This is a genomic window from Thioclava sp. F28-4 (genome assembly GCF_002020045.1).
GTDB classification, from domain to species: Bacteria; Pseudomonadota; Alphaproteobacteria; order Rhodobacterales; family Rhodobacteraceae; genus Thioclava; species Thioclava sediminum.
This window is the reverse complement of record NZ_MPZQ01000007.1, coordinates 58,220-82,435: the sequence shown is the minus strand read 5'-3', so window position 1 is coordinate 82,435 and position 24,216 is coordinate 58,220. Positions and strand designations below refer to the sequence as shown.

Genomic DNA, 24,216 nt, shown 5'->3' with positions numbered 1-24,216 from the left:
CGCCCTGCCCTCTCGTCAGTAGCTGTATTCGGCGTAGATCTTGCTCAGATCGCCATTCCACTCGCCGTGATATTTCTCGAGAAGCTCGTCGGCAGGCACGCGGCCCGTCTCGACGCTCTCTTCCAGCGCGTTGAGGAAATGGGTCTCGTCGGGGATCATCCCGCCCGCGCCGGGCTTCGCCCGCGCCGCCAGACCGGATTTCGCGATCGCCACCGTCTCGCGTGCGAGGTCGTGCAACTTCACGCCGTTGAACTCGCCCTGCAGCGCATCGACCGCCGCCGCACGGCGCAGACCTTCGCGGGTCTCGTGATCGAAGCCCTTCACCAGATCCCATGCCGCATCCAGCGCGGTCTGGTCGTAAAGCAGACCGACCCAGAGCGCGGGCAGCGCACACAGACGCCGCCACGGGCCGCCATCGGCACCGCGCATCTCGATGAATTTCTTCGCGCGCGCCTCGGGGAAGACGGTGGTCAGGTGATCGGCCCAATCGCTCAGCGTCGGCTTCTCGCCGGGCAGCGCGGGCAGCTCGCCCTTCAGGAAGTCGCGGAAGGACTGGCCCAGAGCGTCGATATATTTGCCGTCGCGATAGACGAAATACATCGGCACATCGAGGACGTAGTTCACGTAAGCCTCGTAGCCCGCGCCCTCTTCGAACATGAAGGGAAGCATGCCGGTGCGCGCATCGTCGAGGTTCTGCCAGATATGGCTGCGCCACGATTTCATGCCGTTGGGCTTACCATCGAGGAAGGGCGAATTGGCGAACAGCGCCGTCGCGACCGGCTGCAGCGCCAGCGCCACGCGCATCTTCTGCACCATGTCGGCTTCCGAACCGAAGTCGAGATTCACCTGCACGGTGCAGGTGCGATACATCATTTGCGTGCCCAGCTCGCCCACGCGGCCCATGTAATCGGTCATCAGCCGATAGCGCCCTTTGGGCATCATGTGCATCTGGTCCTGCGTCCAGATCGGGGCCGCGCCCAGACCGATGAACTTCACACCGATATCGTCGGCGACCGACTGCACTTCGCGCAGGTGTTCGTTCACCTCGTCGCAGGTCTGGTGGATCGTCTCGAGCGGCGCGCCCGACAGTTCCAGCTGACCGCCCGGCTCGAGGCTCACATTCGCGCCATTCAGTTCCAGCCCGATAATCTTGCCCTGCTCTTCCACCGGCTTCCAACCGAAGCGGTCGCGCAGACCTTCCAGCATCGCCTTGATCGACCGCGGGCCGTCATAGGGCAGCGGCAATTGCTTGTCCGCGCAATAGCCGAATTTTTCATGCTCGGTGCCGATGCGCCAGTCGTCGCGCGGCTTCTCACCTTCGGCCAGATATTCGGCCAGTTGCTCGAAGCGCTCGATCGGGCCACCGCCCTGCTGCGGAATGGACATGTCTTTTCTCGCGTCGCTTTATGGAGCGCCACAGGTGGCGCGGGGGCTAGCTCAAGTCAAGCGTGAAACCTGTTTGCGGGTCCAGAGGCTCTGTGCGGCAGTCTTTTGGTCAAGCGCGGCAGAGATCTTCCCCATATCGATCCCCGGCAAGCTCGCGAAGGCATCGTAGAGCGCATCCGCCCCCGCCGCGTCGAGCGGGATCAGCAGCGCCTCGCCCGAGAGGCTGCGCAGCCGCCAATATTGCTGGCCCTGCAGCGTCAGCAAACGGATTTCCGCCAGTTCGCGCAGCGGCAATTCGCCGCCCATCCCGAGGGCCGAGACATTGCTGCCCGGCCCTGCAATGGCGCGCGCCCGGCTGGCCGCGAAATAGGAGATACGGCCCTCGTCGATCTCGACCAGACCCGGCGCATTTGTTTCACGCGCGAAGCGCAACCGACGCCAGCCGATCAGCGCCCAGCCGAGCCCGAGCGCGACCGCGACCAGTCCCAGCGGCATCAGGATCAATCCGCCGAGCCAGATCAGCCACGCACCGAACGCCACCACGACGCCAGCCGCGATCACCTCGCTCCAGCGCTTGAACCCGTCTGCGACCTCGGGACGGATCACCGCCAGTCTCCCAGCGCCGATTGCCACAACGTGATCGCCGCGCAGACCGCCGTATCGGCGCGCAGGATGCGCGGGCCGAGACTGACGGGGGTCACGAAATCGAGGCTGCGGAGCGCTTCGCGCTCGGCCTCCGAGAACCCGCCTTCGGGACCGATCAGGATCGCCCAAGGGCCGGGCTGGAGCCCCGCGAGCGTCTCTGCAGGCCCAACCAAAGCCTCGTCGGCCCAGAGGATGCGACGGCTCGGATCCCAGCCATCCAGCAGCTTCTTGAGACCCTGCAAATCCTCGACCGGGGGCACATAGGTGCCCAGACATTGCTCTGCCGCTTCCTTGGCATGGGCCTGCAAGCGGTCCTGCCGGATGCGCGCGGAATTGGTGAACTCGGTCTGCACTGGCAGCACCTTGGCGCAGCCCAGCTCGGTCGCCTTCTCGACGATGAAATCGGTGCGCTCTTTCTTGATCGGCGCGAAGATCAGCCAGAGATCGGGCGGCGCGAGCTGCGGCGCGGCCTGCTCGACGCAGGCCAGAATACCGCGCTTCTTGTGGGCCTCGACGACCTCAGCCGTCCACTCGCCATCGCGCCCGTTGAACAGCGCCACACGGGCGCCCACGGCCAGCCGCATCACCGCAAAGAGGTAATGCGCTTCGTCCTGAGTCAGAGGCACGGCTTGCCCCGCGCCCAGCGGGTGCTCTACACAGAGCCTGATCTTGGCACGTTCCATGAGGCGGACTGTATGAGCGGAAAAACCGAAACGCCAGAGGCGGCAAACGCGAGCACGGGCGAGCCCCCGAACGACGCGAACGGCACGGTTGCGGATGCCTATCGCGGCAACTGGGTCGACCGGCTGGCCCCGGCATGGACGCGGCCCTACCTGCGGCTCAGCCGTGCCGACCGACCGATCGGGACATGGCTGTTGCTCCTGCCCTGCTACTGGTCGATCGCGCTGGCGGCATCCTCGACGGGCGGCTTCATCTGGTGGGACCTTTGGCTTGCCATCGGCGCTTCCATCGGGGCTTTCCTGATGCGCGGCGCGGGCTGCACATGGAACGACATCACCGACCGCGACATCGATGCGGGCGTGGCCCGCACCCGCTCGCGGCCGATCCCCTCGGGGCAGGTCTCGACGAAACAGGCGCTGGCCTGGGCGGTGATCCAGTCGCTGATCTCCTTCGCGATCCTGCTGACCTTCAACACGCCCGCGATCATGCTCGGGATCGTCTCTCTCGGGCCGGTCGCGATCTATCCCTTCGCCAAGCGCTTCACCTGGTGGCCGCAGATCTTTCTCGGCATCGCGTTCAACTGGGGGGCGCTGCTGCTATGGGTCGCGCATACCGGCAGCCTCAGCTGGCCGCCCGTCGTGCTTTACTTCGCGGGCATGGCCTGGACGCTGTTCTACGACACGATCTATGCGCATCAGGACAAAGAAGACGACGCGCTGATCGGGGTGAAATCCACCGCGCGGCTCTTTGGGGACGATAGCGCGAAATGGCTCGGCGGCTTCCTGATGACTTCTGTTGCGCTGATGACCATCGCGGTGATGGGTGCGCTGCTGCCCGGCGCGCCGCCGCTGCGCCTCGCGATCTCGCTGCTCGCGCCCTGGGCGATGGGGTGGCACATGCTCTGGCAGATGCGCCAGCTCGATATCGACGAGCCGGACACCTGCCTGAAACTGTTCCGCGCGAACCGCGACACGGGCCTCATCGCTGCGCTGTTTCTCGCCGTTGGCGCAATCGTGTAACGGCGTTTCGATTGATCCCCGCGCCCCTGCGCCTTAAGGAAACGGGATAAAGATTCCCTGGGGGAGGGCCTGAGACCGATGCGCAGCCGCGCCACCTTGTTGACGATCGCCGCCTTTGTCCTCGCACTCGTCGTCTCCGCAGTCATTGCGGGCGGCGCTGCGACCGTTGTCGAGAAATCCACGAAACAAGAAGTACGCGTCGCGATGGAGGCGCAGGGCTACGGCTGGATGCGGATCCATACCGACGGGCTGCAAGTCCTCCTCTCCGGTACCGCCCCGACCGAGGCCGAGCGCTTCCGCGCCGTCTCGGAGGTCGACAAATACGTCGATAGCTCGCGGGTCGTCGACAATACCGACACGCAGATCACCAAGCCGATCACGCCCCCCGCCTTCTCGCTGGAGATGCTGCGCAACGAGAACGGCATCTCGCTGATCGGGCTGGTGCCCTCTTCGGTCGACCGCGATGCGATCGTCGAGAAGCTCTCGAAAGTCGCGGGCGAGGATGGCGTCACCGACATGCTGGAGAGCGCCGATTACCCGGTGCCCGGCGGCTGGGACGAGGCGATGCAATTCGCGATGACCACGATCGAGACGCTGCCGCGCTCTAAGATTTCGGTCACCGCCGGCAAGGTCTCGGTGCAGGCGATCACCGACAGCCCCTCCGAGAAAGGCCGGGTGGAGACGTCGCTCGCACGCCGCCGCCCCACCGATCTCAAGCTCAGCTTCGACATCTCCGCGCCGCGCCCCGTGATCACCCCCTTCACGCTGCGCTTCCTCATCGACGACGAAGAAGGCCCGCATTTCGACGCCTGCTCCGCCGATAACGAGCGCGCGCGCGACCGCATCCTGACTGCCGCCCGCGCGACAGGCGCGAAAGGCACGCTGACCTGCACCATCGGCATGGGCACCCCGTCGCCCGATTGGTCCAAGGCCGCGCAGATGGCGATCAAGGCGGTCGGCGATCTCGGCGCGGGTTCGGTGACCTTCTCCGATGCCGATATCGCACTCGATGCCCCCTCGACCGTCGATCAGCAGAAGTTCGACGATGTCGTGGGCGAGCTGGAATCGAACCTGCCCGGAGTGTTCTCGCTCAAGGCCAAGCGCGAACCGGCCCCCGATGCGAAAGCCGCCGAGGCCAGCTTCACCGCGACCCGCGACGGCGACGGCCATGTCGAGCTCAAGGGCCGCGTAACCGATGCGCGCGAACGTCAGACCATCGAAAGCTACGCCCGCGCCAAGCTCGGCCATGACAATGTCCATGGCGCGACCCGCGTCGACAAGGAGCTTCCCGCCGGTTGGCCGGTGCGCACGCTGGCCGCGCTCGATGCGCTGTCGGTGCTCCATGACGGCAAGGTCACGGTCACCCGCGACGGCATCTCGGTCAACGGCATCTCGGGCGATCCGCAGGCTTCCGACACGATCTCGCGCATCCTGACCAGCCAGCTTGGCGAAGACGCGCAGATCGACCTGAGCGTGAAATACGACAAGCGCCTCGATGAGCAGCTCGCCCTGCCCACCGGCAAGGAATGCGTCGCGCGCCTCAACGAGACGCTGCAGAAGAAGAAGGTCGATTTCGATCCGGGTTCGGCGCAGGTCGCCTCGGAAAGCCTGGACGCGCTCGACGCTTTGGCAAAATCGATGAAGAACTGCACGGACTTCAAGATGGAAGTGGCCGGTTACACCGACAATCAGGGCCGCGAGGAAATGAACCTGCAACTGTCGCAACAGCGCGCGCAGGCGGTGATCCGCGGGCTTCTCGACCGTGGCGTGCTGATCGGCAATCTCGAAGCGAAAGGCTACGGCGAAGCTCAGCCGATCGCCTCGAACGACACCGAGGCAGGCCGCGAGAAAAACCGCCGGATCGAATTCGTCCTGCTGGACGAGGCGCCGGTGGGCGACGACGCGCTGCCTGATGCCACCGCAGATGCGACGGGCGCAGCAGACGATGGCGAGCCGCATTGGAACGGCGCCGTGACCGACGACGGTGCGCCCGCCACCGAAGACGGCGCGCAAAGCGAAAACGGCGATGGGGACACCGCCGCCAAACCGGGGGAAAACACCCCGCAAGAAGAAGAAATTCCGGTCGAGACGCCCGGCGATCAAACGCCGCGCCCGCAATCCCGGCCGGAGGACCTGTCGAAGGGCTGAAGGGACGTCATATGAACAGAACCGAATTCATCATCGCCACAGCGATCATCCTTTTCGTGGCTTTCGCGCTCGGCTGGTTCGCGAGCTGGTTGATCCACCGCCTCACCCGCGTGAGCCAAGCCGATATGGGCGAACTGGAGCAGATGGCGCAGGCGTTGCATGAAGCCGAGGAGACCCGCGATCAGGCACTCGTCTATGTCGAGCAGCGCGAGGCGGAACTGGCCAATCAGCTCAGCCAGACCGAGGCGGAACTGCGCGCGGCGATGGATGGTCTGCGCGACGCGCGCCACGAGGCCGAGGAACTGCGCGCCTATATCGAGCGCTCGAAAGAGGCCTGAGCCATCGCAGCCCCGCGCTCGCCGAGGGCGCGGCATCGCGGCCACGCCCGGCGAAACTCGGACATCTCGCGCTTTGGCCCGCCTGTCGAAAGTGGTATCGCCCTCTCTGTCCGCCATGCGCGGCAGCCCCGCCAGCCAATAGGTGCGCCATGCTCCAGACCCTTCCCGTGATGCGCGTCCCCACAGGCACACCCGCATGAGCGCCGACCCGATGCCCCGAGCCGCAGGCCGCGCCCTTCCCGATGCGATCTGGCCCCTGAGCATCGTCGCCTATTTCGCCTTCCAGACCCTCTACCGCACCGCCTTGGGCGGCGCGCTCGGGCTCGACGATGCGCAGATGATCTTCGATGCGCGCAGCTTTGAGTGGGGCTACGGCCCGCAATTGCCGCTCTTCGCATGGCTGCAACATCTGGTCTTCATGGTGACCGGGCCGACGATGTTCGGCCTCGCGGTTCTGAAAAACACCCTGCTCTGCGGCACGGTCTTGACCTGCTACGGGCTGATGCGCACGCGGCTCGATCCGCGCCGGGCATGGGTCGCGACGCTGGGCCTCGTGCTGCTGCCGCAGATCGCGTGGGAGAGCCAGCGCGCCCTGACCCATTCGGTGCTTGCGACCTTTTCGGCGGCGCTGTGCTTCGCGACGATCTGGTGGATCGCGCGCCGCCCCAGCCTTGCGGGCTTCGTGACGCTCGGACTGGTGCTGGGCATGGGGCTGCTGTCGAAATACAACTTCGTTCTGCTGCCGATCTCGACGTCCCTCGCGCTGATCGGCTTTCCGGAGCTCCGTGCGTCCTTCCGCGACCGTCGCCTGTTCCTGTCCCTGCTGATCGCCGCCGCCATTGCGCTGCCGCCGTATGTCTGGATCCTGAACCACCCCGAGATCGCCTTCGCCTCGGCAAAGAAATTCGACGCCGCCGAAGACGTCTCACTGGGCGCGCGGCTTGTCGGTCCGGTTCTTGCAACCGGTCAGGGTGTTCTGAATTTCCTCGCTTTGCCGCTGCTGGTCGGCGGGCTGCTATACTGGCGCTACCGGGAGAGCAAACCCGACGCGCCGCAACCGCTGCTGCGGCTGATGCTGCGCGTGATGGTGATCGGGCTCTTGCTGCTGCTGATCGGTGCGCTTGCGGTCGGTGCGGGGCAGATCAAGGATCGCTGGCTGCAACCGCTGCTGTTCCTCGCTGGGCCCGCGCTTGGCCTTTGGCTCCTGCCCCGGCTTAGTGCGACCGGGCTGCGGCGGCTGCAACAGGTCTACGCGGTGCTGCTCGTGCTGGTGATGATCGCGCTGCCGATCCATTTCTTTCAGGGCAAGAGCCGTAACGCGGCCCCCTTCGAGACGCTGGTGCCGCAGCTGGTGGCCGCCGTTGGCGCGGATGCGACACTGATCGCGCCGCAATGGGAGGGCGCGAATATCCTCTATCGCGCGCCTCAGATGACAGTTCTGAATGCCAGTTCGGACTTTACGAAACCTATGCCCGACGGCCCGGCCTTCGTGATCTGGGACGGCACGAATGCGACAACCGGCGCGGACCTTCTGCGCGCCACTTACCCCGATCATCCCGACTGGACGACCGGAGAGGTGCAGCAGCTCGCGGCCCCCTACCCCTTCGCGGATGGAAAAAACTTCACCCTCTCCTTCGCGCCGGTCGTGAAGCCCGGCGATCAGCCGCGCTGAGGGGGGCGGATCTGCGGGAGCGCCGCCTTCACCAGCGGATGCAGGTCCAGCTTGTCGGCCGCCGCAAGGAATGTGTCGCGCATCGTGGGCGCCCAGTTGGCATTGATGTGATCGGCCACGGCATGCGCCTGATCGCCGGGCTGGCTCTCGAAGAACTGTGCGATCTGATTGGCCATCCCGGCGAGTTTCTCAGGCTTCATGCGGTGGCCTCCTGCGGCGCGGTATAAAGCGCGAGGCCCCGGCCTGCGCGCGCGATAACGGTAAGGCCCGCGTCCCTCGCCTCGCTCACCGCAAGCGCGGTCGGGGCGGACGGACCGACGATCACCGGGATACGTAGCGTCACGACCTTCTGGATCAGATCGACCGAGAGCCGCGAAGTCATCACTAGCGCGCCGCCTGCGGGATCGATCCCTTGCCGGATCAGCGCCCCGATCAGCTTGTCGAGCGCATTGTGCCGCCCGACATCCTCGCGCGTCAGCACGATCCCCTTGCCCGGTTGCCAGAAGCTCGACGCATGGGCGGCGCGGGTCTCGTCCTGCAGCGGCTGGTGGTCGCGCAGGGTCTCGAGCGCCTCCGTGGCCTGCTCCGGCGACATGGTGAATCGCGGCGGTGCGACCGGCGGAAGCTTACGGCGCGCTTCTTCCAGCTGTTCGATGCCGCAGAGCCCGCAGCCCACCGGGCCCATCGTAGCGCGGCGGCGTTCGGCAAAGCGTACGCCCGCAGGTGCTGCCAGCCAGTTGCGGGCCTCGATCCCGGCCTCGGTCACCTCGAGCTCTTGCCGGGTGATCTCGGACGCGTCCGCGATCAGCCCTTCGGAGAGCGCGAAGCCTAGGGCGAAATCCTCCAGATCGGCGGGGCTTGCCATCATCACCGCCTGCGTCACCCCGTCGAAAGACAGCGCCACCGGCACTTCCTCGGCGAGCCGCTGCACCGCGCCGCTGGGCATGTCCCAATCGGTTGCCGTCATTCAGCCGCCTCGACGCGGCGTGTCAGCTTGGTCTGTGCCGTGTAAAGCTCCTGCCAGTCCGAGGGCCCGTTCGACAGCCCGACCTGCACCGCCGTCACCTTGTATTCCGGGCAGTTCGTCGCCCAGTCGGAATTGTCGGTGGTCACGACATTCGCCTGCGTGTCGGGGTGGTGGAAGGTCGTGTAGACGACGCCGGGCGAGACCCGATCCGTGATCGTCGCGCGCAGGCTCGTCTCGCCCGCACGGCTCGCCAGACGCACCCAATCGCCGTCGCGGATACCGCGGGTCTCGGCGTCATGCGGGTGGATTTCCAGCCGGTCCTCGGCATGCCAGACGGAGTTCTCGGTCCGCCGCGTCTGCGCGCCCACGTTATACTGCGACAGGATGCGCCCGGTCGTCAGCAGCAGCGGGAAGCGCGGTCCGGTGCGTTCCTCGGTCGCGACATAGGCGGTGCGGATGAACCGCCCGGAGCCGCGCACGAAGCCATCCTCATGCATCACCGGCGAGCCTTGCGGGTGCGCATCGTTGCAGGGCCACTGCACCGACCCCACGCGATCGATCAAATCATAGGTGACGCCCGCGAAGGCCGGAGTCGTGCGCGCGATCTCATCCATGATCTCGGAGGGGTGGGTGTAGCTCCACCCCGCGCCCAGCGCATTGGCCAGCGCCTGCGTCGCCTCCCAATCGGCCAGCCCCGCCTTCGGTGCCATGACCTTGCGCACCGGGTTGATGCGGCGCTCGGCATTGGTGAAGGTCCCGTCCTTCTCGAGGAAGGTCGAGCCCGGCAGGAAGACATGGGCGTAGCGCGCGGTCTCGTTCAGGAACAGGTCATGCACGATCACACACTCCATCGCGGCGAGGCCAGCGGCCACGTGATGGGTATCGGGATCGGATTGCAGGATATCCTCGCCCTGAATGTAGATCGCCTTGAAGTCCCCCGAGACGGCGGCGTCGAGCATGTTGGGGATGCGCAGCCCCGGCTCGGGGTCGAGCGTGACGCCCCATTCCACCTCGAACCCGTGGCGCGCGGTATCGTCCGACACATGGCGGTAGCCCGGCAATTCATGCGGGAACGAGCCCATATCGCAGGAGCCCTGCACGTTGTTCTGCCCGCGCAGCGGGTTCACGCCCACACCGGGTCGCCCGATATTGCCGGTCATCATCGCGAGGTTCGCAATCGCGATCACGGTGGTCGAGCCCTGGCTATGCTCGGTCACGCCCAGCCCGTAATAAATCGCCCCGTTGGGCGCCGCCGCATAGGTGCGCGCGGCCTGACGCAGCGCCTCGGCCGGAACGCCTGTCAGTTCTTCGACGGCTTCCGGCGAGTGGGCCGGATCGGCGGCGAATTCGGCATAATCCGTCCATTCGTCCCAGTCGCAGCGCGCGCGGATGAAGGCCTCGTCGAACAGCCTTTCCGTCACGATCACATGGGCCATCGCGGTCAGCACCGCGACATTGGTGCCGGGACGCAGCGGCAGGTGATGCCCCTCGCCCATATGCGGGGTCTCCAGCAGGTCGATCCGGCGCGGGTCGACCACGATCAGCTTCGCCCCCTGCCGCAGCCGCTTGCGCAGCCGCGAGCCGAAGACCGGGTGACCATCGGTCGGATTCGCCCCGATCACCACGGCGCAATCCACCTGCTCGACAGAGTCGAAATCCTGCGTGCCCGCAGAGGTTCCGAAGGTCTGCTTCAGCCCGTAGCCGGTCGGCGAATGGCAGACGCGGGCACAGGTGTCGGTGTTGTTCGTCCCCATCACCGCGCGGGCAAGTTTCTGCACGAGGAAGGTTTCCTCATTGGTGCAGCGCGAGGAGGTAATGACACCGACGCTGTCCTTGCCGTGCTTGGCCTGCGCACGCTTGATGCCGTTCGCGGCAAACTCCAGCGCCTCTTCCCACGACACTTCGCGCCACGCATCGGTGATGCTGTCGCGGATCATCGGGTTGAGGATGCGATCGCCGTGGTTCGCATAGCCCCAGGCGAAGCGGCCCTTCACGCAGCTATGGCCGCGGTTCGCCTTGCCCTCTTTCCACGGGACCATGCGCACCAGTTGGTCGCCGCGCATCTGCGCCTCGAAGGAGCAACCCACGCCGCAATAGGCGCAGGTGGTGACCACCGACCGCTCCGGCACGCCGATCTCGTCGACGGTCTTCTCCTGCAGGGTCGCGGTCGGGCAGGCCTGCACGCAGGCACCGCAGCTGACGCAATCGGAGTTCAGGAAATCCTCCGTCCCGGTCGAGATGCGGGCGTCGAAGCCGCGCCCATCCACGGTCAGCGCGAAGGTGCCCTGCACCTCTTCGCAGGCGCGCACGCAGCGCATGCAGACGATGCATTTCGACGGGTCGTAGAAGAAATACGGATTGGAATCGTCGCGCGGGATGTAGAGCGGATTGGCCCCCTCCGCCGCGCGCGTCTCGACATGGTTCTCGCCCGGCGCATAGCGCACGTCGCGCAGGCCCACGGCCCCCGCCATGTCCTGCAATTCGCAATCGCCATTCGCAGCGCAGGTGAGGCAATCCAGCGGGTGATCGGAGATATAAAGCTCCATCACCCCACGCCGCAGCCGCGCAAGCTGATCGGTCTGGGTCTTCACAACCATGCCCTCGCGCACGGGGGTGGTGCAGGACGCAGGCGTACCGCGCATTCCTTCGATCTCGACCACACACAGGCGGCACGAGCCGTAAGCATCCAGCATGTCGGTCGCACACAGCTTCGGCACGGTGATCCCGGCCTCGGCGGCGGCGCGCATCACGGAGGTGCCCTCGGGCACACTCACATCCATGCCGTCGATCACCAGCGTCACGGGCGGGCCCGATTTTTCAGGCGTGCCCATATCGGAGAGTTTCGGCCCGTGCACTCCGTCGGGGATGATAAAATCCTTCATTCCGCAGCCTCCTGTGAGAGCGAGAATTCTTGCGGGAAAAGCCGGATCGCCGAGCGCACCGGGTAGGGCGTGAAGCCCCCCATCGCGCAGAGCGAGCCCTTCTCCATCACTTCGCATAGCTCATGCAGCAACTCGATCGCCGCCGGATCGCCCGCCGCCACGCGGTCGAGCGTCTCGATGCCGCGCACCGCGCCGATCCGGCAAGGCGTGCATTTCCCGCAACTCTCGATAGCGCAGAACTCCATCGCGTAGCGGGCGAGCGCGAGCATGTCGGCGCTGTCGTCATGCACCACGAAGCCGGCATGGCCCACCAGCCCGCCCTGATCGGCGAAGGCCTCGTAGCAGACCGGCAGATCGAAATCGTCGGGGCCGTGATAGGCGCCCAGCGGTCCGCCGACCTGCACCGCCTTGAACGGACGGCCCGAGGCGGTACCGCCGCCGATCTCGTTGACCAGCGTGCCAAGCGACATCCCGAAACCGGTCTCGAACAGCCCGCCATGTTTGACATTGCCTGCGATCTGGATCGGGATCGTCCCGCGCGAGCGACCCAGCCCGAACTCGGCATAGGCTGCGCCACCATGGACCAAGATCCACGGCACGGCGGCCAGCGAAAGCACGTTATTGACCACGGTCGGCCTGCCGAACGCGCCTTCCAGCGCAGGCAGCGGCGGCTTGGCGCGAACCATCCCGCGCTTGCCTTCGAGCGAATTCAGGAGCGAAGTTTCCTCGCCGCAGATATAGGCGCCCGCGCCGACGCGAACCTCCAGATCGAAGGCCGGTCCCTGCCCCATCAGGCTGTCGCCGATGATCCCCGCAGCGCGCGCCGCCTTGATCGCCGCGTTCAGCGTGCGGATCGCGTGCGGATATTCCGAGCGGACATAGATGAAGCCCTTGGTCGCGCCGACCGCGAGCCCGGCAATCGCCATGCCCTCGATCAGGCAGTAGGGATCGCCCTCCATCAGCATCCGGTCCGCGAAAGAGCCGCTATCGCCCTCATCCGCGTTGCAGACGATGTATTTCTGCGGCGCCTCCGCCCCGGCGACGGTCTTCCACTTGATCCCTGTCGGGAAACCTGCCCCACCGCGTCCACGCAGACCCGAGGTCGTGACCTCCTCGATGGTGTCCGCGCCGCCCAGTTCCAGTGCGCGTTTGAGACCCTGCCAGCCCTCATCCGCCTCGTAATCGGCCAGAGACAGCGGATCGGTGCGCCCGCAGCGCGCGAAAGTCAGACGGGTCTGTTGCGCGAAGAAGGGAATTTCCTCGACCGGGCCGAGCGCCTTCGGGTGATCGCCGTCCTCGAACAGCGCGGGCACGTCCTCGGGCACCATCGGGCCGAAGCCGTGGCGCACACCGTCGCGCTCGATCTCGACCAGAGGCTCAAGCCAGATCATCCCGCGCGTGCCGTTGCGGATGATCTCGACGCTCTCGCCGCGCAGCCCGGCCGCCGACGCGATCGCGGCAGCGACCTCATCGCCCCCACAGGCGACAGAAGCGGCATCGCAGGGAACCCAGATCTTCATGCCGAGACCTCCGCGACCAGAGCCTCGATCCGCTCGGGCGTCGCCCGCCCGACCAGTTGATCGCCCACCATCGCGGCAGGCGCACAGGCGCATAGCCCGAGGCAATAGACCGCCTCAAGGGTCACATCGCCCCTCGTTTCCCCGACTTTCATGCCCAGCGCCCGCTCCAGCCGCGCGATCATCTCGGCCCCGCCCATCGACTGGCAGGCCTCGGCGCGGCACAGCTTGATCACATGCTTGCCCGCGGGCGCATCGCGGAAGTCGTGATAGAAGGAGACGACGCCCGCCACCTCGGCCCGGCTCAGACGCAAAGCATCGGCAATGGGCTGGTAGCAATCGGCGGGCACGCAGCCGTAAGCGGCCTGCACATCGTGAAGAATGGGCAGCAGCGCACCTTCGCGCCCCGCATGATCCGCCAGAATCACGGCGAGCCTGTCGTCTTCGGTCATATCCATCCTCCCGGCCCCGATGATGGGGCGAGCATGCCCCGGCCAGCAAGTCACGACTGGTTCAATCGCGAACAGGCGCGGACAGGAACCGTCATCGCTGCGCTTGCGCGGGCAGGGGTGAGCCTCTACATCCCTCACATGAGCCTGATCCAACGCCTCCCTTTCGTCAAGAAATCGCCCTTCGTCGCGGTTATCCGTTTGCACGGCGCCATCGGCGTCTCGCGCCCCGGTGCGCCCGGCCTGTCGGATGCCGCCATGGCCCCGATCATCGAGCGCGCCTTCGCGCGCGGCAAACCGGCCGCGGTCGCTCTGCTGATCAATTCGCCCGGCGGATCGCCCGTGCAATCGGCGCTGATCGCGGGACGCATCCGCAGGCTTGCGGATGAAAAAGGCATTCCCGTCCATGCCTTCGTCGAAGACGTCGCGGCTTCGGGCGGCTACTGGCTCGCCTGCGCCGCAGACCAGATCTGGGCCGATCCGACCTCGGTCGTGGGCTCGATCGGGGTGATCTCGGCAGGGTTCGGCCTCGACGAGTTCATCAACCGCCACGGCATCCAGCGCCGCGTTCATACGGCAGGCGGCTCGAAAAGTTTCATGGACCCGTTCCGCCCCGAGAAGGACGAAGACGTCGCGCGGCTCAACAAGCTGCTCGACGACATGCATGTCTCGTTCAAGGAGCATGTGCAGTCGCGGCGCGGCGCGAAGCTGCCCGAAGATCGCGACCTCTTCACCGGCGACATCTGGACCGGGCGGCAGGCGCTGGCCGAAAACACCGGGCTGATCGACGGGCTCGGCCATGCGGTGCCGAAGCTGAAAGAGATCTACGGCGAGAAGACCCGCATCGTGCCTTACGCGCCCAAACGCTCGATCTTCCGGCGCTTCGGCGCGCAGATCGGGGGCGAGATGGCTGCGGCCACCGCAGGCGCTCTGATCGATACCGCCGAGGAACGCGCGCTCTGGGCGCGCTACGGGCTGTAACCGGATGCTCATCAAGGGCATGACACTCTTCCTCGTCGTCATGGCGGTGCTCGCCATGTTCGGCAAACTGCGGATGCCGAAACTCAAGGGCCCGCGCGGACCCGGCAGGCTATCGGCCCGTTGCCCCGACTGCGGACGTCCGAAAATCGGCCGGGGCCCCTGCCCCTGCAAGACGACCTCCAATAGCAAGAGTGCGAAGACGACGGAGCGCCGTAAATGATCTGGGATTTCGGCGAGATCATTGCCGGGCTGGTACTGCTGGTCGTGGCGGGTGACCTGCTGGTGAAAGGCGCAGTGGCAATGTCGCTGCGCCTTGGCATTCCCGCGCTGATCGTCGGCCTGACCGTGGTGGCCTTCGGCACCTCCGCGCCCGAGCTGATGGTCTCAGTCGCCGCCGTCCTCGATAAGGCACCCAGCATGGCGCTCGGCAATGTCGTGGGCTCAAACATCGCCAATATCCTGCTGGTGCTGGGCCTGCCTGCGATGATCTCCGCGATCCGCACCGACTTGCACGACACGCGCGAGAGCTTTGTGCTGATGATGGGCGCGACGATCCTCTTCATCCTCGTCTGTTTCATGGGGCCGATCGGGTGGGCGCAGGCGCTGCTTCTGCTCTTCGCGCTCGGCATCATCCTGTTCCGGCAGATCCGCGAGGCGCGCGCCCATCGTGCCAATCGCGGCGCGGGCTCCGGTCCCGAGACCGAAGCCGATGAAGAGGTCGAGAGCGTCGATCCGAAAATGCCGCTCTGGCGCATCGGGCTCTACGTTCTCGCAGGCCTCGTGGGGCTGCCTCTGGGGGCGAGCTGGCTGGTCAGCGGCGCGTCGGAAATCGCAAGCGCGATGGGCGTCTCGGATGCGGTGATCGGCCTGACGCTGGTCGCGCTCGGCACCTCGCTGCCGGAGCTGGCCACGTCAATCACCGCGGCGATGAAGGGCCGTTCGGACCTCGCGCTCGGCAATGTCGTGGGCTCCAACATCTTCAACCTGCTTTGCATCATCGGCGTCGCGGGCCTGTTCGGCGACATTCCGGTGCCGAGCCAGATGCTGCATGTCGACCTTTGGGTGATGGCGGCGGCGTCGATCGCGCTTGCCCCATTCATCTTCGGCAACCGCGTGATCACCCGAGGCATCGGCATCGCTTTCACCGCGGCTTACCTGGCCTATATGGTGGCCCTCTTCATTGGAGGCAGCGCATGAAACGAGCATTGGTGACAGGCGGCGCGAAACGGCTGGGACGCGCGATGGCGCTCTATCTGGCCGATCGCGGCGTGGACGTCGCAATCCATTATCACGGCTCCGCAGAGGACGCGGAGGCAACAGCGGCGGAGGCCCGTTCGAAAGGCGTGCGCGCCGAGATCGTGCAGGCCGATCTGCTGGACGAGGCCGCGACGGCGGAACTGGTGCCCCGCGCGGCGCAGGCGCTCGACGGGCCGCTCGATCTGCTGATCAACAACGCCTCGATCTTCGAATACGACACGATCCGCTCGGCCACGCGCGAAAGCTGGGACCGGCATATCGGGTCGAACCTGCGCGCACCCTTCGTGCTGATCCAGCATTTCGCGGCGCAGGCCCCGGAAGCCGACCGCTCGGGCGCGGAGCCCAAGGCCCGCGCGCTGGTGATCAACATGGTCGACCAGCGGATGCGCAAGCTGACGCCGGAGTTCATGACCTACACGCTCGCGAAGATGGGTCTGTGGATACTCACGCAGACGAGTGCGCAGGCGCTGGCTCCCGCTATACGTGTGAACGCGATCGGCCCCGGCCCGACCCTGCAAGGCGCCCGCCAGTCTGAAGAGCACTTCAACCGGCAGCGCGCGGCGACGATCCTCGAACGTGGCGCAGACCCCGCAGATATCGTCGCGGCGCTGGGATATTTCATGGACGCACCCGCCGTCACAGGGCAGTTGCTCTGCGTCGATGGAGGCCAACATTTGGGCTGGCGGACCCCCGATGTATTAGGTCCGGAATGAGCCTGAAAACGAATCGCAGGCCAAAGTTGTGCACTGCGCGGCGGCTTGTAACAGTACCGTCACAAAAGTAGTAATCCTTTCAATAGCTTGGCGAGTGTGCGAAAAATTTCTCAATGAAATCAACGCACTCGTAACTTGCTCAAAAAATGAGCAAACACTCTATCAACCCTTATATTAAGGTCGGAACCCACGGTCCCACATGTTTGCCAACAGAGTTATCCCCAAATTTCGTGGACATGTTTTTCCTTGAAAACGTCTTCGCGAGGTTGCAGCCACAGGGGAGAATCGAAGCCTGCTCATGAATGACGATGTAAACAGCAATGACGCCCTCGATCCCCCGGCGGCCACGCGCCCGCAACACGGGATGACGGGCCATGCGCTGATCGCGGATTACCTCAAGCGTCTAGACGGCTCGCCCGGCGTCTATCGGATGCTGAACGCGAAGGGCGAGGTGCTCTATGTCGGCAAGGCGCGCAACCTGAAGGCGCGCGTTTCGAACTATGCACGCCCCTCGGGACACTCGGCGCGGATCGCCCGGATGATCCATGAGACCGCCTCGATGATGTTCCTCACGACGCGGACCGAGACCGAGGCGCTGCTGCTCGAGCAGAACCTGATCAAGCAGCTCAAGCCGCGCTACAACGTGCTCGCGCGGGACGACAAAAGCTTCCCCAATATCCTGATCGCGACGGACCACCCCTATCCGATGATCAAGAAGCATCGCGGCGCGCGCAAAGAGAAGGGCCATTACTTCGGTCCCTTCGCGAGCGCGAGCGCGGTGAACCGCACGCTCAACCAGCTGGAGCGGGTCTTCCTGCTGCGCAACTGCTCGGACTCGATGTTCGAGACCCGCACGCGCCCCTGCCTGCAATATCAGATCAAGCGTTGCTCGGGGCCCTGCGTCGGCAAGATCTCCGAGGAGGAATACGCAGCGCTCGTCGACGATGCGAAGCGGTTCCTGCAAGGCAAGTCCACCACGATCCAGCGCGAGCTGGCGGAGCAGATGCAGCAGGCCTCCGACGATATGGAATTCGAGCGCGCCGCTGCGCTCCGCGACCGGATCAAGGCGCTGACCAACGTGCAGCAGAGCCAGGGGATCAACCCGCGCAGCACCGCCGAGGCCGATGTCATCGCGCTCCATCAGGAGGGCGGGCAGGCCTGCGTGCAGGTCTTCTTCATCCGCGCGAACCAGAGCTGGGGCAATCACGACTTCTATCCCAAGACCGGCTCCGGCGCCGAGGCGCCTGAAATCCTGCAGGCCTTCATCGCGCAGTTCTACACGAACCGCCCGCCGCCGAAGCTGATCCTGCTGTCGCACCCCGTCGAGGATGAGGAGCTGGTGAGCGAATTTCTCTCGGAACGCGCCGAACGCCGCGTCGAGATCACGGTCCCGCAGCGGGGCGAAAAGGCAGAGCTGGTCGAGAATGCCGCGCGCAATGCCCGCGAGAGCCTCGGTCGGAAAATGTCGGAATCTGCCGCGCAGGCGAAACTGCTGGCGGGCGTGGCAGAAGCCTTCGGGCTGGAGAAGCCGCCCGAGCGCATCGAGGTCTACGACAACTCGCATATTCAGGGCGCACATGCCGTCGGCGGCATGATCGTCGCGGGGCCTGAGGGCTTCATCAAAAGCCAGTACCGCAAGTTCAACATCAAGAACGCGGACCTGACGCCGGGCGACGATTTCGGGATGATGAAAGAGGTGCTGACGCGCCGCTTCACCCGGTTGCTGAAGGAAGACCCGGAGCGCAAATCCGAGGCGTGGCCCGATCTTCTGCTGATCGACGGTGGCGCCGGGCAGGTTTCGGCGGTGCGTGAGATCATGGACGAGATGGGCGTGAGCGACGTCGCAATGGTCGGTGTCGCGAAAGGCGTGGACCGCGACCACGGCAAGGAAGAATTCCACCGCACGGGTCAGCGCCCCATCGCCCTGCCCCGGCAATCGCCGGTTCTTTATTACATCCAGCGCCTGCGCGACGAGGCGCACCGCTGGGCCATCGGCACCCACCGCGCGAAACGCGCCAAGGCGCAGATGGCGAACCCGCTGGATGAAGTCCCGGGCATCGGCGCGGCCCGCAAGCGCGCGCTGCTCGCGCATTTCGGCTCGGCCAAGGCGGTCAGCCGCGCCGCTCCCATCGACCTGATGGAGGTCGACGGCATCTCCGAGGCGATGGCCGAGACGATCCACAATTTCTTCAACGAGAAGGGCTGAGATGACCGATCACAGCCGCCACCCCCGCGCGCTGACCCGCGTGGCCGATCTCGAACGCGACGGGCTAACCTCCACGGAAGCGCGCGCAGATCTGGAGCGGGTGGCCGAGGAATTCCGCATCCGCGTCACACCCGAGATGCGCGAGGCGATTGCCGATCCGACCGATCCGGTGGCCGCGCAATTCGTGCCCTCCGCTGGCGAACTGCTCACCCGTCCCGAAGAGCTCGAAGATCCGATCGGCGACGACGCGCACTCCCCCGCTCCGGGGCTGACGCATCGCTATCCCGACCGGGTGATCCTGCACATTACGAAGACCTGCGACGTCTATTGCCGCTTCTGCTTCCGCCGCGAGACGGTGGGCGAAACCGGGCCGCTGCCGGAAAATCAATTGACGCAGGCGCTCGATTATATCGCGGCGACCCCGGCCATTCGCGAGGTGATCCTGACCGGGGGCGATCCGCTGACGCTCTCGACGCGCAGGCTCGGCGCGGTGCTCGACTGCCTCTCTGCAATCGCGCATCTCGACCAGATCCGGCTGCATACCCGCGTGCCGGTCGTCGCCTCCGAGCGGATCACCGAACAGCTCTGCACGATCCTGCGCGCCGCGCCGACCGCGTGGATCGTGCTGCACACCAACCACGCGCAGGAACTGACGCCCGCCGCCCGCGATGCTATCGCGCGACTGGTGGATCACGGCATCCCGATGCTGTCGCAAACCGTGCTGCTGCGGGGCGTCAACGCCAGCGCCGACGCGCTAGAGGCGCTGTTCCGCGCCCTCACCAAGCTGCGGGTCAAACCCTATTACCTGCACCATTGCGATCTCGCGCGCGGCACCTCGCATTTCCGCACCTCCATCGCGGAAGGCCGCGCGCTGATGGCCGAGCTGCGCCGCCGCTGCTCGGGGACGATGCTGCCAACCTACGTGCTCGACATCCCCGGCGGGCACGGCAAGGTGCCAATCACCTCGGAACACTTCGCACCGGGCGACAGCCCCGGAGATTGGTGCGTTACCGACCGCAATGGGACGGTGCATGCATATCGCGATCCCGCGACCCGTTAACGCGCCCTCTTCCGCTTTGCGAACCACGCAGCTAGGTTGCCTCCCATGAAATGGACCCTTCCCAATATCCTGACTGTGCTCAGGCTCTTGGCTGCCCCCGGTGTGGCGGTCTTGTTCCTTTATTTTTCTCGCCCATGGGCCGACTGGCTGGCGCTTGCGCTCTTCATCAGCGCGGCGATCACCGACTGGTTCGATGGCTATCTCGCCCGGGCGTGGAAACAGGAGAGCCGCTTCGGCGCGATGCTCGACCCGATCGCCGACAAGGCGATGGTGGTGATCGCGCTGGTGGTGCTGACCGGCTATTCGGGCATGAACCCGTGGCTGATCCTGCCCGCCACCGTAATCCTGTTCCGCGAAGTCTTCGTCTCGGGGCTGCGCGAATTCCTCGGCGCGGATGCCGGGCGGCTGCGGGTGACCAAGCTCGCAAAGTGGAAGACGACCGCGCAGATGGTGGCGATTGCCGTGCTGTTCCTCGGCACCGGGCTCGCCTATCTCGAACAGGGTCAGGCCCCGCGCGCCGGCGAGGGCGATATCCGCTTGGGCGCCACGCCTGCCGATTTCGCGACCCATGTCGGCCTCGCGCTGATCTGGATCGCCGCCGTTCTGACCGCGATCACCGGCTGGGACTATTTCCGCAAGGCCCTGCCCTATCTGAAGGAGCCGAGCCATGATTGACGTGCTCTATTTCGCCTGGGTCCGCGAACGGATCGGCGTTCCGCGCGAAAAGGTCGAGACGCAGGCCGCAACCGTGGCCGACCTCGTCGAGGAGCTGAAGTCGCGCGAGCCGCGCTACGAGGCGGCTTTCGCGGATATTTCTGCGCTGCGCGTCGCGCTCGATCAGGATCTGGCGGAGTTCGACGCGCCGCTCGAAGGCGTGCGCGAGGTGGCCTTCTTCCCGCCGATGACAGGGGGCTGAGATGAAAGTCTCCGTTCAGGCCGAGCCCTTCGATCTGGGCGCAGAACTTGCCGATTTCGGCACGGGCCGTGCGGATGTCGGCGCCGTCGTCAGCTTCACCGGCATCGTGCGCGACGACACCGGCGCGATGGAGGCGCTGGAGCTGGAGCATTACCCCGGCATGACCGAACGCGCGATCGCTGGCATCGTCGATCAGGCGGTCGAGCGTTGGTCCCTGTCGGATGTGACCGTGATCCACCGCCACGGACGGCTGGGCGTGGGCGAGCAGATCATGATGGTCGCCACCGCCGCGCGCCACCGCGTCGCGGCGTTTGAAGCCGCCGAGTTCCTGATGGATTACCTCAAATCCCGCGCGCCCTTCTGGAAGAAGGAACACGGGCCCGAGGGCACTTCCTGGGTCGCCGCGAAGGATGAAGACGAGGACGCGCTGAAGCGCTGGTGATCAGTCGCCCAGCTTGGCGTGCACCTCGTCCAGATCGACCTCTCCAATCGGCAGCTTGTTGTCCGGATCGTCGAAATCGTATTGGAACAGCTGGAAATCCTTCTTGTAGATTTCCCAGATCAGGTGGCGCGACAGGTCATCGAAATAATCGCTCACCTTATGCGCGCGCTTCGGCCCGTGCCCTTCGGATTCGTTGAACCGCGGCACCTCGGCCAGATCGACCTTCACCGGCGTTTCGACCGCGTCGAGCACCGACTGCATGCCCTCGTTGAATTTCTCGGTGAAGAAGATGTTGTCGTAGCGCCCGCCATTGACGATGAAGGTCGAGATGTGACCCGACATGGCCGACCAGTGAATGTCCGGCTCCATCGGGCGGCGCCAGCGGATCGTGTCGCGCGCAAACAGAAGGAAGCGGCGGAACGAGGCGATCTGGTCGAAATCGAAATTATCCTCGGGCGAGCCGACCTCGATCCCGTATTTCTGGATCAGCTGCGGCACCAGCTTGCCGCGATAGCGTTTGCCGTTGCGCTGGATGCCCGCGATCTTGTCGAAGAAGGACGACAGGATGCGCTGATAGGGATTGCGCACGCAGGTGAAGGCGTAGCTTTTGTGGGCCACCACGTTCTCGGTGATCGGCTGCTGGCTTTCGTCCTGCGACCACTTGTGCAGCCCGGCCTTGGAATCGTGGATGTCGCCGTCGAAGAATTTCCCGTGATCGGAATAGAACATGATCTGCCCGATGGAGGAGCAGGCGCATTTCGGCACGACGCGATACACCATGCTTTCGCTCTCGGTCATCCAGGTTCCGGGAAATCCCATTCAAAGCCCTCCAGAAGGTCGCATACCCGTGACCGGGTAACGCAGACATAATAAATATCGAGTAAAGAGCAAAGAAGTCCTGTCTTTTCAACGCTCATTCCGGCTAACAAGTCGGATAATACCAGCAAGTGACATCGCATCGTTTCCCGTATGGCCCGAATCGCCTTTATTCTTCTGACCCATAAGGATCCTGACGGGATCATCGCGCAGGCGGAACGGCTGACGCAGACGGGTGATTATGTGGCGATCCATTTCGACGCGCGCGCCAAGCCAGAGCATTACCGCAAGCTGCGCAGCGCGCTCGATGCCAATCCCAATGTCACTTTCGCGAAAAAGCGCGTCAAATGCGGCTGGGGCGAATGGAGCCTCGTCGCCGCGACTCTGGAAGCAGTAAAAGCCGCGGTCGCCGATTTCCCGCGCGCCACGCATTTCTACATGCTCTCGGGCGATTGCATGCAGATCAAATCGGCCGAATACGCGCATAACTTCCTCGATGCGGAAGAGGTCGATTATATCGAAAGCTTCGACTTCTTTTCGTCGGGCTGGATCAAGACGGGGATGAAGGAAGACCGGCTGGTCTATCGCCACTGGTTCAACGAGCGCAATCAACCCAAGCGGTTCTACCTCGCCTATAACCTGCAAAAGCAGCTGAAGCTGTCGCGCGAGGTGCCCGGCGATCTTCAGATGATGATCGGCTCGCAATGGTGGTGCCTGCGCCGCCGCACGATGGAGCAGGTGCTCGATTTCATCAAGGCGCGGCCCGATGTGATGCGGTTCTTCCGCACGACATGGATCCCCGACGAGACCTTCTTTCAGACCATCGTCCATCACCTGATCCCCGAGACCGAGATCCGCACCCGGACGCTGACCTTCCTGATGTTCACCGATTACGGGATGCCCGCGAATTTCTACAACGACCATTACGATCTGCTGCTGGCGCAGGATTACCTCTTCGCGCGCAAGATCAGCCCCGAAGCGCGCGACCTGAAGCAGCGTCTGGGCGAGTTGTGGACGCGCGAAGGCGTCGAGTTCGCCGTTTCGAACGAGGGCCGCGCGCTGCATCGCTTCCTCACCGGACGCGGCCGGATCGGCCGTCGCTTCGCACCGCGCTTCTGGGAGGCGGAGGCGACCTTGGGCCGCGAGCGCACGCTGACCCTGATCCTGTGCAAGAAATGGCATGTCGCGAAACGGCTGGTGACCGAGTTCCGCAAACGCTCCTCGATCCCCGCGCTCGATTACGTCTTCAACGAGATGGGCCCCCTGCCCGATCTCGGCGGCATCGAGACCAGCCCGGAAAAGCGCAACCGTCACCGCCGCGCGCTGATGCGGATGGTCTTCGACCACGAGAACGCCGACCGCATGGTGATCTGCGTCGATCCCGCCGAACTGGACGTGATCGAGGATTTCACCCGCGACAAATGCCAGACCCGCATCCTCGAGATCGAGTGTCAGTTCTCCGACGACTATCTCAAGGGTCACGCGCAGCGCGTCGGCCTCGCGGGGCAGCATACGCCGCCACAGGTGGTGGAGCAGATGCTGCCGACGATCCGCGCCGATCTGCACCACGAGTCCGAACGGCTCCGCGATGCCGAGTTCGAGAATTACGCGCTCATGCGCGAGGGCGGCGAGATCGAAGACAACGCCCGCGCGCTGGCCCATGCGCTCGACATCCCTTCCGATATGGCGCAGGAATTGGCCGAACTCGACTACATCTTCCGCGATTGAGGAGAGAGGCCATGGCCTATACCTATGACGACCAGAACATCTTCGCCAAGATCCTGCGCGGCGAGATCCCGAACGACACCGTTCTGGAGACGGAGCACACGCTGGCTTTCCGCGACATCGCCCCGAAAGCGCCCGAGCATGTGCTGGTGATCCCGAAAGGCGCCTATGTCGCGCTCGATCATTTCTGCGCCGAAGCCAGCGATGCCGAGATCGTCGATTTCCACCGCACCGTGGCCGAGGTCTGCAAGATGACCGGCGCGAGCCCGGGCGAAGGCGGCGAGGGCTATCGCGGCATCACCAATGCGGGCGAGAACGGCGTGCAGGAAGTGCCGCATTACCACCTGCACATTCTCGCAGGTCGCCCGCTCGGGCCGATGCTGCTGATGCGCTAAG

At 65.2% G+C, this 24,216-nt stretch carries 23 protein-coding genes; 14 read left to right on the top strand and 9 right to left on the bottom strand.

Annotation, left to right across the window (positions count from 1 at the left end):
- Positions 1-15 precede the first annotated feature (15 nt).
- Genes BMI87_RS15310 through BMI87_RS15300 form a run of 3 tightly spaced genes read right to left on the bottom strand, consistent with a single transcriptional unit; the run spans position 16 to position 2,714 of the window.
- Positions 16-1,386, bottom strand: a complete 1,371-nt coding sequence (locus BMI87_RS15310; RefSeq protein WP_078522489.1) for a glutamate--cysteine ligase — start codon at positions 1,384-1,386, stop codon at positions 16-18.
- 51 nt (positions 1,387-1,437) lie between these two features.
- Complete coding sequence (locus BMI87_RS15305; RefSeq protein WP_078522488.1) at positions 1,438-1,992, bottom strand: hypothetical protein; 555 nt, start codon at positions 1,990-1,992, stop codon at positions 1,438-1,440.
- On the bottom strand, positions 1,989-2,714 hold the full coding sequence (locus tag BMI87_RS15300; RefSeq protein WP_078522487.1) for a 16S rRNA (uracil(1498)-N(3))-methyltransferase: 726 nt from the start codon (positions 2,712-2,714) through the stop codon (positions 1,989-1,991). Before BMI87_RS15300 ends, BMI87_RS15305 begins: the two co-directional genes overlap by 4 nt.
- Positions 2,715-2,726: 12 nt before the next feature.
- Between BMI87_RS15300 and ubiA the strand changes: the two genes are divergently transcribed.
- From ubiA to BMI87_RS15280, 4 genes are all read left to right on the top strand, one after another.
- Positions 2,727-3,731, top strand: coding sequence for a 4-hydroxybenzoate octaprenyltransferase (gene ubiA / locus BMI87_RS15295; RefSeq protein ID WP_078522486.1), 1,005 nt, complete (start codon positions 2,727-2,729; stop codon positions 3,729-3,731).
- 78 nt (positions 3,732-3,809) lie between these two features.
- Complete coding sequence (locus BMI87_RS15290) at positions 3,810-5,879, top strand: OmpA family protein (RefSeq protein WP_078522485.1); 2,070 nt, start codon at positions 3,810-3,812, stop codon at positions 5,877-5,879.
- 11 nt (positions 5,880-5,890) lie between these two features.
- Complete coding sequence (locus BMI87_RS15285) at positions 5,891-6,217, top strand: hypothetical protein (RefSeq protein ID WP_078522484.1); 327 nt, start codon at positions 5,891-5,893, stop codon at positions 6,215-6,217.
- A 196-nt stretch (positions 6,218-6,413) separates the two neighbouring features.
- The gene (locus BMI87_RS15280; protein ID WP_078522483.1) at positions 6,414-7,889 is read left to right on the top strand and encodes a glycosyltransferase family 39 protein; all 1,476 of its coding nucleotides are present in this window, start codon (positions 6,414-6,416) and stop codon (positions 7,887-7,889) included.
- Here the strand turns inward: BMI87_RS15280 and BMI87_RS15275 are convergent.
- Genes BMI87_RS15275 through BMI87_RS15255 form a run of 5 tightly spaced genes read right to left on the bottom strand, consistent with a single transcriptional unit; the run spans position 7,877 to position 13,707 of the window.
- Positions 7,877-8,089: a formate dehydrogenase subunit delta gene (locus BMI87_RS15275; RefSeq protein WP_078522482.1), complete on the bottom strand. Its 213-nt coding sequence runs from the start codon at positions 8,087-8,089 to the stop codon at positions 7,877-7,879. The genes BMI87_RS15280 and BMI87_RS15275 overlap by 13 nt on opposite strands.
- Positions 8,086-8,856: a formate dehydrogenase accessory sulfurtransferase FdhD gene (gene fdhD / locus BMI87_RS15270; protein ID WP_078522481.1), complete on the bottom strand. Its 771-nt coding sequence runs from the start codon at positions 8,854-8,856 to the stop codon at positions 8,086-8,088. Before fdhD ends, BMI87_RS15275 begins: the two co-directional genes overlap by 4 nt.
- On the bottom strand, positions 8,853-11,738 hold the full coding sequence (gene fdhF, locus BMI87_RS15265) for a formate dehydrogenase subunit alpha (RefSeq protein ID WP_078522480.1): 2,886 nt from the start codon (positions 11,736-11,738) through the stop codon (positions 8,853-8,855). The genes fdhD and fdhF overlap by 4 nt, the downstream gene beginning before the upstream one ends.
- The gene (locus tag BMI87_RS15260; RefSeq protein ID WP_078522479.1) at positions 11,735-13,258 is read right to left on the bottom strand and encodes an NADH-quinone oxidoreductase subunit NuoF; all 1,524 of its coding nucleotides are present in this window, start codon (positions 13,256-13,258) and stop codon (positions 11,735-11,737) included. The genes fdhF and BMI87_RS15260 overlap by 4 nt, the downstream gene beginning before the upstream one ends.
- Entirely contained in the window at positions 13,255-13,707 is a 453-nt protein-coding gene (locus BMI87_RS15255; RefSeq protein ID WP_078522478.1) for a formate dehydrogenase subunit gamma, read from the bottom strand. The genes BMI87_RS15260 and BMI87_RS15255 overlap by 4 nt, the downstream gene beginning before the upstream one ends.
- A 144-nt stretch (positions 13,708-13,851) precedes the next feature.
- Here BMI87_RS15255 and BMI87_RS15250 point away from each other — a divergent pair, with 144 nt between their 5' ends.
- From BMI87_RS15250 to BMI87_RS15210, 8 genes are all read left to right on the top strand, one after another.
- Positions 13,852-14,685 (top strand): S49 family peptidase, encoded by an 834-nt coding sequence (locus BMI87_RS15250; protein ID WP_348638972.1) that lies wholly within the window; start codon positions 13,852-13,854, stop codon positions 14,683-14,685.
- Between the two features lie 216 nt (positions 14,686-14,901).
- Positions 14,902-15,882, top strand: coding sequence for a calcium/sodium antiporter (locus BMI87_RS15240; protein ID WP_078522475.1), 981 nt, complete (start codon positions 14,902-14,904; stop codon positions 15,880-15,882).
- A complete protein-coding gene (locus BMI87_RS15235; RefSeq protein ID WP_078522474.1) occupies positions 15,879-16,655 on the top strand; it encodes an SDR family oxidoreductase in 777 nt (258 codons plus the stop codon). Before BMI87_RS15240 ends, BMI87_RS15235 begins: the two co-directional genes overlap by 4 nt.
- Before the next feature lie 364 nt (positions 16,656-17,019).
- Positions 17,020-18,861, top strand: coding sequence for an excinuclease ABC subunit UvrC (uvrC, locus tag BMI87_RS15230; protein WP_146681633.1), 1,842 nt, complete (start codon positions 17,020-17,022; stop codon positions 18,859-18,861).
- 1 nt (position 18,862) lies between these two features.
- The gene (locus tag BMI87_RS15225; protein ID WP_078522472.1) at positions 18,863-19,921 is read left to right on the top strand and encodes a lysine-2,3-aminomutase-like protein; all 1,059 of its coding nucleotides are present in this window, start codon (positions 18,863-18,865) and stop codon (positions 19,919-19,921) included.
- A 45-nt stretch (positions 19,922-19,966) separates the two neighbouring features.
- A complete protein-coding gene (gene pgsA, locus BMI87_RS15220; RefSeq protein ID WP_078522471.1) occupies positions 19,967-20,596 on the top strand; it encodes a CDP-diacylglycerol--glycerol-3-phosphate 3-phosphatidyltransferase in 630 nt (209 codons plus the stop codon).
- Positions 20,589-20,837, top strand: coding sequence for a molybdopterin converting factor subunit 1 (gene moaD, locus BMI87_RS15215; RefSeq protein WP_146681626.1), 249 nt, complete (start codon positions 20,589-20,591; stop codon positions 20,835-20,837). The genes pgsA and moaD overlap by 8 nt, the downstream gene beginning before the upstream one ends.
- A gap of 1 nt (position 20,838) precedes the next feature.
- Positions 20,839-21,279 carry a molybdenum cofactor biosynthesis protein MoaE gene (locus BMI87_RS15210; RefSeq protein WP_078522470.1) on the top strand — a complete coding sequence of 147 codons (441 nt, stop codon included), beginning with the start codon at positions 20,839-20,841 and terminating at the stop codon, positions 21,277-21,279.
- Here BMI87_RS15210 and BMI87_RS15205 read toward each other — a convergent pair whose 3' ends face one another.
- Positions 21,280-22,098, bottom strand: a complete 819-nt coding sequence (locus tag BMI87_RS15205) for a sulfotransferase family protein (protein ID WP_078522469.1) — start codon at positions 22,096-22,098, stop codon at positions 21,280-21,282.
- A gap of 150 nt (positions 22,099-22,248) precedes the next feature.
- Here BMI87_RS15205 and BMI87_RS15200 point away from each other — a divergent pair, with 150 nt between their 5' ends.
- Both BMI87_RS15200 and BMI87_RS15195 read left to right on the top strand, forming a co-directional pair.
- Positions 22,249-23,823 (top strand): DUF5928 domain-containing protein, encoded by a 1,575-nt coding sequence (locus BMI87_RS15200; protein WP_078522468.1) that lies wholly within the window; start codon positions 22,249-22,251, stop codon positions 23,821-23,823.
- An 11-nt stretch (positions 23,824-23,834) separates the two neighbouring features.
- On the top strand, positions 23,835-24,215 hold the full coding sequence (locus BMI87_RS15195) for an HIT domain-containing protein (RefSeq protein ID WP_075773907.1): 381 nt from the start codon (positions 23,835-23,837) through the stop codon (positions 24,213-24,215).
- The last annotated feature ends 1 nt before the right edge of the window (position 24,216 follow it).

Excerpts from the sequence above, each read along its gene's own strand:
- BMI87_RS15310 (WP_078522489.1), bottom strand. The coding sequence starts at position 1,386 with ATGTCCATTCCGCAGCAGGGCGGTGGCCCGATCGAGCGCTTCGAGCAA.
- BMI87_RS15300 (WP_078522487.1), bottom strand. The coding sequence starts at position 2,714 with ATGGAACGTGCCAAGATCAGGCTCTGTGTAGAGCACCCGCTGGGCGCG.
- ubiA (WP_078522486.1), top strand. The coding sequence starts at position 2,727 with ATGAGCGGAAAAACCGAAACGCCAGAGGCGGCAAACGCGAGCACGGGC.
- BMI87_RS15290 (WP_078522485.1), top strand. The coding sequence starts at position 3,810 with ATGCGCAGCCGCGCCACCTTGTTGACGATCGCCGCCTTTGTCCTCGCA.
- BMI87_RS15285 (WP_078522484.1), top strand. The coding sequence starts at position 5,891 with ATGAACAGAACCGAATTCATCATCGCCACAGCGATCATCCTTTTCGTG.
- BMI87_RS15280 (WP_078522483.1), top strand. The coding sequence starts at position 6,414 with ATGAGCGCCGACCCGATGCCCCGAGCCGCAGGCCGCGCCCTTCCCGAT.
- BMI87_RS15275 (WP_078522482.1), bottom strand. The coding sequence starts at position 8,089 with ATGAAGCCTGAGAAACTCGCCGGGATGGCCAATCAGATCGCACAGTTC.
- fdhD (WP_078522481.1), bottom strand. The coding sequence starts at position 8,856 with ATGACGGCAACCGATTGGGACATGCCCAGCGGCGCGGTGCAGCGGCTC.
- fdhF (WP_078522480.1), bottom strand. The coding sequence starts at position 11,738 with ATGAAGGATTTTATCATCCCCGACGGAGTGCACGGGCCGAAACTCTCC.
- BMI87_RS15260 (WP_078522479.1), bottom strand. The coding sequence starts at position 13,258 with ATGAAGATCTGGGTTCCCTGCGATGCCGCTTCTGTCGCCTGTGGGGGC.
- BMI87_RS15255 (WP_078522478.1), bottom strand. The coding sequence starts at position 13,707 with ATGACCGAAGACGACAGGCTCGCCGTGATTCTGGCGGATCATGCGGGG.
- BMI87_RS15240 (WP_078522475.1), top strand. The coding sequence starts at position 14,902 with ATGATCTGGGATTTCGGCGAGATCATTGCCGGGCTGGTACTGCTGGTC.
- BMI87_RS15235 (WP_078522474.1), top strand. The coding sequence starts at position 15,879 with ATGAAACGAGCATTGGTGACAGGCGGCGCGAAACGGCTGGGACGCGCG.
- uvrC (WP_146681633.1), top strand. The coding sequence starts at position 17,020 with ATGACGGGCCATGCGCTGATCGCGGATTACCTCAAGCGTCTAGACGGC.
- BMI87_RS15225 (WP_078522472.1), top strand. The coding sequence starts at position 18,863 with ATGACCGATCACAGCCGCCACCCCCGCGCGCTGACCCGCGTGGCCGAT.
- pgsA (WP_078522471.1), top strand. The coding sequence starts at position 19,967 with ATGAAATGGACCCTTCCCAATATCCTGACTGTGCTCAGGCTCTTGGCT.
- moaD (WP_146681626.1), top strand. The coding sequence starts at position 20,589 with ATGATTGACGTGCTCTATTTCGCCTGGGTCCGCGAACGGATCGGCGTT.
- BMI87_RS15210 (WP_078522470.1), top strand. The coding sequence starts at position 20,839 with ATGAAAGTCTCCGTTCAGGCCGAGCCCTTCGATCTGGGCGCAGAACTT.
- BMI87_RS15205 (WP_078522469.1), bottom strand. The coding sequence starts at position 22,098 with ATGGGATTTCCCGGAACCTGGATGACCGAGAGCGAAAGCATGGTGTAT.
- BMI87_RS15200 (WP_078522468.1), top strand. The coding sequence starts at position 22,249 with ATGGCCCGAATCGCCTTTATTCTTCTGACCCATAAGGATCCTGACGGG.
- BMI87_RS15195 (WP_075773907.1), top strand. The coding sequence starts at position 23,835 with ATGGCCTATACCTATGACGACCAGAACATCTTCGCCAAGATCCTGCGC.